Here is a 723-nt window from a genome sequence, read left to right on the forward strand (position 1 = left end):
TCTTCGACTTCTTTGCACAGACTATTTGCGACATCCATTGCTTGTGCGTCGGTGGTGTCATTGATGATCATGCCGAACACGTCATCGCTTAAACGGGCAAGGGTGACTTTGTCGCTCTTCTTGGTTTCAAGAATCTGGGCTAAGTCTCGTAATACAAAGTCGGCGTCACCGATACCTAAATTCGCTTTGACACTGTGGAAGTGGTCAATCGCTAAATAGTAAACAGCAGCTTTACTGTCGTCGCTGAGGGCGCCTTCTTTGCTTTCATGAAGAGCATCCATGAAGTATGAGCGGTTATACAGACCTGTTAGTAAGTCTATCTGGCTCATTTCTTTCAGTTTTGCTTCGAGTTCAGCGGAGTTTTCTTCAGGACGCAAAATGATTTGAAGGCAGCTTTCGCCGTCATAGCTCGCATGCGAGAAGCTAGCAAGAACAGGGATTTCTGTTCCATCTTCTCTGATTGATGTGAGTGCAACGTTTTCGACAGGTTTAGCGTCACTATTGCTATTTAAAAAGTCTTTACCGATCTCTTTGAATTTTTCTTGCGAATCGCCGCTGAGGGTGTCCATCACTGGGATGCAGATCATTTCGTCAATATCGTCGTAGTCCAAAAACTCAAGATATGAGCTATTGGCATAGATATGCATTCCGTCGTTGATATATGCGATTGCGTCTTTAGAGCTATCGAGCAGTAATTCACAACGATGTTCGACATCGCGAATT

General features: G+C 44.4%; 1 protein-coding gene. It reads right to left on the bottom strand.

The genetic code is table 11. The features are described from left to right. Window positions 1–723, bottom strand: a 723-nt coding sequence (locus A3738_RS22580) for a GGDEF domain-containing protein (RefSeq protein WP_156504418.1), incomplete at both ends; no start/stop codon positions are given.

The sequence above is a fragment of the Oleiphilus sp. HI0066 genome, assembly GCF_001635725.1.